This is a genomic window from Roseisolibacter sp. H3M3-2, from assembly GCF_029211165.1.
Lineage (GTDB): Bacteria > Gemmatimonadota > Gemmatimonadetes > Gemmatimonadales > Gemmatimonadaceae > Roseisolibacter.
This window is the reverse complement of sequence record NZ_JARGEK010000254.1, coordinates 1-7237: the sequence shown is the minus strand read 5'-3', so window position 1 is coordinate 7237 and position 7237 is coordinate 1. Positions and strand designations below refer to the sequence as shown.

8 protein-coding genes are annotated in these 7237 nt (G+C 76.8%); 2 read left to right on the top strand and 6 right to left on the bottom strand.

What is annotated here, in order from left to right; genetic code table 11:
- Window positions 1-726: VanZ family protein (locus PYV61_RS17805; protein ID WP_275834090.1), on the bottom strand; the 726-nt coding region annotated here is incomplete at its 3' end.
- A 61-nt stretch (window positions 727-787) separates the two neighbouring features.
- Window positions 788-1045: a hypothetical protein gene (locus tag PYV61_RS17800; RefSeq protein ID WP_275834088.1), complete on the bottom strand. Its 258-nt coding sequence runs from the start codon at window positions 1043-1045 to the stop codon at window positions 788-790.
- Window positions 1046-1202: 157 nt separating this feature from the next.
- On the opposite strand from PYV61_RS17800, the gene PYV61_RS17795 reads away from it, so the two are divergent.
- Window positions 1203-2216, top strand: a complete 1014-nt coding sequence (locus tag PYV61_RS17795) for a hypothetical protein (RefSeq protein ID WP_275834086.1) — start codon at window positions 1203-1205, stop codon at window positions 2214-2216.
- Here the strand turns inward: PYV61_RS17795 and PYV61_RS17790 are convergent.
- The 4 genes from PYV61_RS17790 to PYV61_RS17775 all read right to left on the bottom strand — a co-directional run bounded on the left by PYV61_RS17790 (window position 2210) and on the right by PYV61_RS17775 (window position 5951).
- Window positions 2210-2812, bottom strand: a complete 603-nt coding sequence (locus tag PYV61_RS17790; protein WP_275834084.1) for a hypothetical protein — start codon at window positions 2810-2812, stop codon at window positions 2210-2212. The two genes, PYV61_RS17795 and PYV61_RS17790, sit on opposite strands and share 7 nt — an antisense overlap.
- Window positions 2740-4107, bottom strand: coding sequence for a serine/threonine-protein kinase (locus PYV61_RS17785; protein ID WP_275834082.1), 1368 nt, complete (start codon window positions 4105-4107; stop codon window positions 2740-2742). The genes PYV61_RS17790 and PYV61_RS17785 overlap by 73 nt, the downstream gene beginning before the upstream one ends.
- A gap of 75 nt (window positions 4108-4182) precedes the next feature.
- Window positions 4183-4974, bottom strand: a complete 792-nt coding sequence (locus tag PYV61_RS17780; protein ID WP_275834080.1) for an ABC transporter permease — start codon at window positions 4972-4974, stop codon at window positions 4183-4185.
- Window positions 4971-5951: an ATP-binding cassette domain-containing protein gene (locus PYV61_RS17775; protein WP_275834078.1), complete on the bottom strand. Its 981-nt coding sequence runs from the start codon at window positions 5949-5951 to the stop codon at window positions 4971-4973. Before PYV61_RS17775 ends, PYV61_RS17780 begins: the two co-directional genes overlap by 4 nt.
- 142 nt (window positions 5952-6093) lie before the next feature.
- Between PYV61_RS17775 and PYV61_RS17770 the strand changes: the two genes are divergently transcribed.
- Window positions 6094-7203 (top strand): ABC transporter substrate-binding protein, encoded by a 1110-nt coding sequence (locus PYV61_RS17770; RefSeq protein WP_275834076.1) that lies wholly within the window; start codon window positions 6094-6096, stop codon window positions 7201-7203.
- Window positions 7204-7237: the final 34 nt, after the last annotated feature.

Genomic DNA, 7237 nt, shown 5'->3' with positions numbered 1-7237 from the left:
GCCCGCCGCGAGCGCGGCCGCGACGACGCGCCGGTGCCCGCGCTCGAGCAGGACGCGCGCGGCGAGGAACCCGGCGGGCGCGAACAGGAGCACGTCGCTCCACGCCGGCGGCGCGTGCGGCGCGCGCAGGAACTCGGCGACCGAGGCCGCCCAGCGGGTGCGCGGGCCGCCCCAGGCGCCCGGCGTCCGGTCGGGGCGCCCCCACGCCGAGAACGCCTCCAGCAGCGCCGCGCCGAGGTACGGGCCGGCGACGAGCAGGTGCGGCACCACCGTCGTCTGCCCGCGCGCCCGGCGACGCGCGGTCACCGCGATGGCGTACGCGACCGCGGCCCCGCCCAGCAGCGCGCCGCCGGCGTTGGTCGCGAGGTCGAGGACGCTCGCCATGCGCACCGGCGAGAAGAGCTGGAGCGACTCGGCGAGCAGGCTGAGCGCCAGCCCCGCCGCCGTGGCGCCGAGCAGGGCGCGTCCCATCCGCGCCGGGTCGCCGGTGACGACCCACACGCCGCCCAGCCCCGCGAACAGCGCCACGTTCCGCACCCCGTCGAGCACGTCGTTCGGACGGAAGACGGGGTGCACCGCGCGCCACAGGCGCACGCCGGCCAGGAACGTGTCGCCGTCGAAGCGCAGCCCGGTCCAGGTGGCGAGCAGGATGACGGCGGCGTACGCCAGCCGCGCCGCGAGGCGCCGCCGGCGCCAGCGCGCGTCGGTGGGGTCGGTGTGGGGCACGGGCGGGCGTCGGGAGGGTCGGCTGAACGGTAACGGGGCTCCCGACGCCCGCGCCGGACGCTCAGGCCCCGCCGGCGTCGCCGCGCGTGTCGAGCGGCGGGGTGCGCGGGAGGTCGTCGGCCTTCGGGTCGCTCACCCCCTCGATCGCCCCGTCGCCGCGCGGGTCGGACTGGGCGAGGATGTTGAGCCCCCGCTTCTCGTCGTCCGAGACCGGGTCGCCGGCGGCGGGCGCGCTGCGCTCCTGCCACTCCGACTTGCCGCCCTCGCGGGCCATCCGGTCGATCTCGCGGGCGTCGTCCCGCCGCTGTCGGTCGTCCATCGGTACTCCTCCGTGCGCGTCTGGTCGGGTCGGGCCCGGCGGCGCCGGGCGACACTCCGGCGGGGTGGCCGGGGTAGGACGGCCCGGGTTAGCATCCCCCGCGCCGCGGCGCCCCGCCGCCGCGTCCCCTCCGTCGCCCCCGCCCCGTCCGTCCCCGATGTCGCTGCGCCCCGTCGTCCTCCCCGCCGCCCTCGCGCTCGCCGCGCTCGCGCTCACCGCGCAGCCGACGCAGCCCCCGGCCAAGGGGGGCGGGACGCGCCGCCCGGCCGCCACCGCCCCGGCCGCGCCGGCCGGCGAGCCGGCGGCGGCGCGGAAGGCGCGCGCCGACAGCGTGCGCGCCGCCGAGGCGGCGAAGCTGTGGCCCGTGAAGGGGCCGGCGCCGCTCCCGGGGAGCCTCCTGCCGGCGAAGCGCATCATCGCCTACTACGGCAACCCGAACTCCAAGCGCATGGGGGTGCTCGGCGAGCTGCCGCAGCCCGAGATGTTCGCGAAGCTCGACCGCGAGACCGCCGCCTGGAACCGCGCCGACCCGTCGACGCCGGTGCAGCAGGCGCTGCACCTGATCGCCGTGGTCGCGCAGGGCGCCGCCGGCGAGGACGGGAAGTGGCGCCGCCGCGAGAGCCCGAAGATCATCGAGAAGGTCTACGGGTGGGCGAAGCAGAAGAACGCCGTGATGTTCCTCGACGTGCAGATCGGGAAGAGCACGCTCGAGGACGAGCTGCAGGTGCTCGTCCCCTACCTCCAGCGCCCCGACGTCCACCTCGGCCTCGACCCCGAGTTCGCGATGACGAAGGGCGGCGACCCGGGGCGGCGCGTCGGCACGTACGACGCGCGGCACATCAACCAGGCGATCGACCTGCTCGCGGGGCTGGTCACGCAGCACAAGCTGCCGCCCAAGGTGCTGGTGATCCACCGGTTCACCGGGCCGATGGTCACGAACTACCAGAACATCAAGCGCGACCCGCGCGTGCAGGTCGTGATGCACATGGACGGGTGGGGGCCGCCGTACGGGAAGAAGGCGACGTGGTCCCGCTTCATCTACCCGTACCCCGTGCAGTACACGGGCTTCAAGCTGTTCTACCACAACGACACGAAGGCCGGGCACCCGCTGATGAAGCCGAGCGAGGTGCTCGCGCTGACGCCCAAGCCGGTCTACATCCAGTATCAGTAGGCGCCGCCGGCGCCGCCGTCGGGGTCGATGCGCCGCTGGCGCCCCGGCCCCGGGAGCGCGCCGAACACCACCTCCGACTGCACGGCGGCGGCGACCGCCTCCAGCGCGCCGTGGATCTCGCGCTGCGCCTTCCGCATCATCCCCGGATACGCGAGCCGGTAGACCCAGAGGCTCGCGCCGGCGGCCGCCAGCCCCACCGCCACCGCGCCCACCGCGGCGACCGACGCGACGACCGCGCTCGACGCCAGCACGCCGCCCGCGAACGCGCCCGTCCCCGCCCCGAGCCCGCCGCCCAGCCACTGCGAGACGCGCACGTTGCGGCGCACGCCCGGGCGCACGTCGCAGGTGGCCGTCACCTCGGTACGCTCGGGCGTCCCGGGGAGCGCGCGGAGCGTCACGTGCAGGCGGCGCGCCTCCAGCGCCTGCTGCGTCTGCATCCAGTAGGGGTTCACGTTCCCCGCCCCGGAGCCGCCGCCCGACGCGCTCATGACGCCGATGACCGGGCCGGTGAACGCGAACACGATCACCCCGCCGTCGAGCGGGTGCGGCCCCACCGCCTCCTGCAGCCGCAGCTCGAACGGCGCCTGCTGCAGCACGCGGCCGAGCGCGCGCAGCGTGCGCGCCGGCGACGCCGGGACGACGTGCGACACCGCCAGCGAGCGCGCGTCGGTGCCCAGGAACAGCGTCGCCTGGCGCTCCGTGATCCCCGTCCCGTCGCCGGCGACCGCGGGCGTCGCGCCCGGCGGCAACTCGGCCAGCGCGAGCGCGACGTACTGCTCGGAGATCCCCGCCTCGACCGCCGCCGACGCGACGTCGCGCACGGCGTACCCGCGCGTCGCCTCGTCGGCGCCCTCGGCGTCGGCCGCCAGCCGCGCGCGCGCCGAGTGCTCGACCTCCAGCCGGCGCAGCGCGTCGGCCTGCAGCTGCGCCGCGCGGCGCCACACGGCGGCGGCCTCGCCAGCGCGCTGGAGAGCGCGCGGCTGAGCGCGTCGGCCAGCGCCTCGCCGCTGGCGGGGCGGGCGTCCGGCGACTTCGCGAGGCACCCGTCGACCACCGCCGCCAGCGCCGCCGGCACGTGCGGCGCGGCCTGCCGCAGCGGCGGGGCCGGACGCGTCGCGTGGGCGACCAGCACGCCCGGCGCGGCCATCCCCTCGAACGGGAGGCGTCCGCTCAGCAGCTGGTAGGCGACGACGCCCAGCGCGTACAGGTCGCTCCGCCCGTCGAGCGGCTCCCCCTGCACCTGCTCGGGGCTCATGTAGTGCACCGTGCCGAGCACGTGCCCGTCCTGCGTCAGGCGGGGCGCCGGCGTGTCGTCCGCATCGCCCGCGCCGTCGGCCGGGCGCGCGATCCCGAAGTCGGTGACGAGGGTGCGGCGCGTCGCGCGCTCGAGCAGGATGTTCTCCGGCTTCACGTCGCGGTGCACGACGCCCCGCGCGTGCGCGTAGGCCAGCGCGTAGGCGACGTCTCGCAGGATGGGGACCGCGTCGGCGGCCGGGAGCGGCCCGCGGTCGCGCAGGCGGTCGGCCAGCGACTCGCCGTCCACGAACGCCATCGTGAAGTACGCGGTCCCGCCGGCCGCGTCGGCGCGGTAGACGGGCACCACGTTGGGATGGGCGAGGCGGGCGGCGGTGCGCGCCTCGCGGAGGAACCGCTCGCGCGTCGCCGGCTGCGCGGCGAGCGCCGCGGGGAGCACCTTGAGCGCGACCAGGCGGTCGAGCGGCTCGTCGCGGGCGAGGAAGACGACGCCCATCCCCCCGCGCCCCAGCTCGCGCAGGACGCGCAGCTGGCCGGCGAGCGCCGCCGCCAGCGCCGGGAACTCCCCGACGAACGCGGGCTCGTGCCCCGATGGCGGCGCCGGGAGGGGGCGCGGGTCGGCGGAGGGGTCGGTCACGCCCTGCACGACGCCCGCGGCGGGCGGCGGGTTTCGCCGCCGGGCCGGCCGGGGCCGCCGCCCGCGCGCCGCACCTCAGCGCTCCCGGTGGTACATGCGCAGCGCGATCGGCGCGAACACCGCCGTCACGACCGCCGACGCGACCAGCACCCACACCACGTCGCGCGCCGCGACGTTCCCGTGCATCAGCCCGCGCGACGCGTCGGCGAGGTGCGTGACCGGGTTCACCGCGACCACCGCCCGCAGCCAGCCGGGCATCGTGCGCGGGTCGACGAAGATGTTGCTCCCCATCGTCAGCGGGAACAGGAGCAGGAAGCTCGACGTCATCACCGACTCGGGCGACTGCACCTTCATCCCGACGATGATCCACATCCACGACAGCGAGAGCGCGAACAGGATGATGAGCGCGACCGCCGCCACCACCCCCACGACGCCGGCCGCCGGGCGGAAGCCCATCACGAGGCCGAGCAGGATCACCATCGTCGCCGCCGTCGTGTAGCGGAACACGTCGCCGAGCAGCGCGCCGAAGATCGGCGCGGGCTGCCAGATCGGGACGGAGCGGAAGCGGTCGAACAGCCCCTTCGTGATGTCGCCGTTCAGCCCCACGCCGGTGTAGACCGTGATGAACACGATGGTCTGCACGACGATCCCCGGGATCAGGTACTGCACGTACTCCCGCGGGCTCCCCGCCAGCGCGCCGCCGAACAGGTACGTGAACATCAGCGTCATCATCAGCGGGAACGCCGTGACGTCGAACAGCTGGAAGGGCACGTGCTTGATCTTGAGCATCGCGCGCCAGCCGAGCGTGAGCGTCGCGGCCCACGGCGAGGCGGCCGGCGGGCGGGGCGTGGTGGCGAGGAGGCTCATGCGACCTTCTCCGTCGAGGCGGCGGGGGCGGCGACGGCGTCCTCGCTGCCGCGGCCGGTGAGGGCGAAGAACACGTCGTCGAGGCTCGGCTGCCCGTACGCCAGCTCGGCGACCGCGATCCCGCCCGCGCCCAGCGCGGCGACCGCCTCGGCGAGCCGCGCGGGGTCGTGCACGCGCGCGGTCAGCGACGCCGCGTCGGCGCCGTCGTGCACCTCGGCGCCCAGCACGCGCCGCAGCACGTGGCGGGCCTCGGCGCGGTGCGACGCGTCGTCGAGCCGCAGGTGCAGCGCGTTGCTCCCCACCGACCGCTTGAGCTCCTGGCTCGTCCCCTCCGCGATCACCCGTCCGTGGTCGATGACCGCCAGGCGGCCGGCGAGGCGGTCGGCCTCCTCGAGGTACTGCGTCGTCAGCAGCACCGTCGTGCCGTCGGCGGCGATGGCGCGCACGATGTCCCACACCTGGTTGCGGCTGCGCGGGTCGAGCCCCGTCGTCGGCTCGTCGAGGAAGAGCAGCTCGGGGGTCACGACGAGGCTGGCCGCGATGTCGAGGCGCCGCCGCATCCCGCCCGAGTACGTGCGGGCCTGCTTCCCCGCCGCGTCGGCGAGGTCGAAGGCCGCCAGCAGCTCGTCGGCGCGCGCCCGCGCGCCCTTCCACGCGTGCCCGAACAGCCGCGCGACGAGCACGAGGTTCTCGTGGCCCGTCAGGTCCTCGTCCACCGACGCGAACTGGCCGGTGAGGCAGACCTTGGCGCGCACCGCGGCGGGCTCGCGCGCGACGTCGTGCCCGAGCACGCGCGCCGTCCCGCCGTCGGGGCGCAGCAGGGTGGCGAGCAGGCGGATGGTCGTGGTCTTGCCCGCGCCGTTGGGGCCGAGCAGGCCGTAGACGGCGCCGCGCTCGACGCGCAGGTCGATGCCGTCGACGGCGCGGGTCTCGCCGAACCGCTTCACCAGCGCGGTGGTCTCGATCGCAGGGATCATCGCTCCGTTCGTGGGGGTCCGAACGTTGGACGGCCGACGTGCGTGGAATCATCGCCGCGCGACGCCCGGACGCGACGTCTGCGGCGTGCGAAGGGATGCAGTGCGACGCAGGAGATGACGACCGTGTAACTTACCCGCCAGCATGCGACGCCGCAGACTCCTCCCGATCCTCGCCGCCCTGCTGCCGCTCGCGGCCGCGTGCCGGCGCGAGGCGTCGGGGCCGCTGCGCATCGGCGTGGTGATGGACGGGGACGGCGTCGTCGGGGCGCGGCTGGCGCTCGCCGACGCGCGCGCCGAGGGGCCGATCGACGGGCGCCCCCTCGAGCTGGTGGTCCACGCGCCGCGGCAGGCGACGGTGGCCGAGCCGGCGATCGCGGCCGCCGACAGCCTCGCCGACGACCCGCGCGTCGCGGCCGTGGTCGGGCACTCGAACAGCGCCGCCAGCCTCGCGGCGTCGCAGGTCTACAACGCGCGCCGGCTCCCGCAGCTCGCGCCCACGACGACGGCGCCGGTGTTCGCCGAGGCGGGGCCGTACAGCTTCCGCCTCGTCCCCGACGACGGGCGGCAGGCGGAGTTCCTCGCGCGGCAGGTCGCGGGCGAGGGCGCGCGGCGCGTCGCGCTCGTGTACGTCAGCGACGACTACGGGCGCGCGCTGGCGGCGGCGGTGCGCGAGCGGCTCGCCGCGGGCGACGCGCGGACCGTGTACGAGTCGCCGTACCTCGAGGGCGCCGACTCCGCGCGCCTCGCCGCCTCGGCGCTCGCCGCGGCCGCGGCGCGCCCCGACCTCGTGCTCTGGCTCGGGCGGGCGCGCGAGCTGTCGCAGTTCCTCGTGCCGATGCGCGCGCGGCTCCCGCGCGTGCCGGTGTACGCGAGCGACGGCGTGGGCGTCGGGTTCGCGTACGCCGCGCCGCAGCGGTTCGACGGGGTGCGCTTCGTCCGCTTCGTCGACCCCGCGGGCGGCGGCGAGCCGCTGCGGCGCTTCCGCGAGCGCTACCGCGCCGAGGAGAAGCGCGAGCTGACGACGGACGCGGTGCTGGCGTACGACGCCACCATGCTGATCGTCGCGGCGATGCGCGCGGGCGCCCGCGACCGCGAGGGGGTGCGCGCGTACCTGGAGCGGGTCGGGCACGGCGGCGCGACGTTCGTGGGGCTCTCGGGACCGGTCGCGTTCGACGCGCGCGGCGACGTGACGCGCCCCCACCTGCTCGCCGAGGCGCGGGCCGACGACCTGGCCGGCGCCCCCGCGCGGTGACGGCGGCGGCGCCCGCGCGCGGCTCGCCGCCGCG

Bases quoted from the DNA above. Each gene is read 5' to 3' on its own strand.
- PYV61_RS17775 (WP_275834078.1), bottom strand. From the start codon at position 5,951: ATGATCCCTGCGATCGAGACCACCGCGCTGGTGAAGCGGTTCGGCGAG.
- PYV61_RS17800 (WP_275834088.1), bottom strand. From the start codon at position 1,045: ATGGACGACCGACAGCGGCGGGACGACGCCCGCGAGATCGACCGGATG.
- PYV61_RS17780 (WP_275834080.1), bottom strand. From the start codon at position 4,974: ATGAGCCTCCTCGCCACCACGCCCCGCCCGCCGGCCGCCTCGCCGTGG.
- PYV61_RS17770 (WP_275834076.1), top strand. From the start codon at position 6,094: ATGCGACGCCGCAGACTCCTCCCGATCCTCGCCGCCCTGCTGCCGCTC.
- PYV61_RS17795 (WP_275834086.1), top strand. From the start codon at position 1,203: ATGTCGCTGCGCCCCGTCGTCCTCCCCGCCGCCCTCGCGCTCGCCGCG.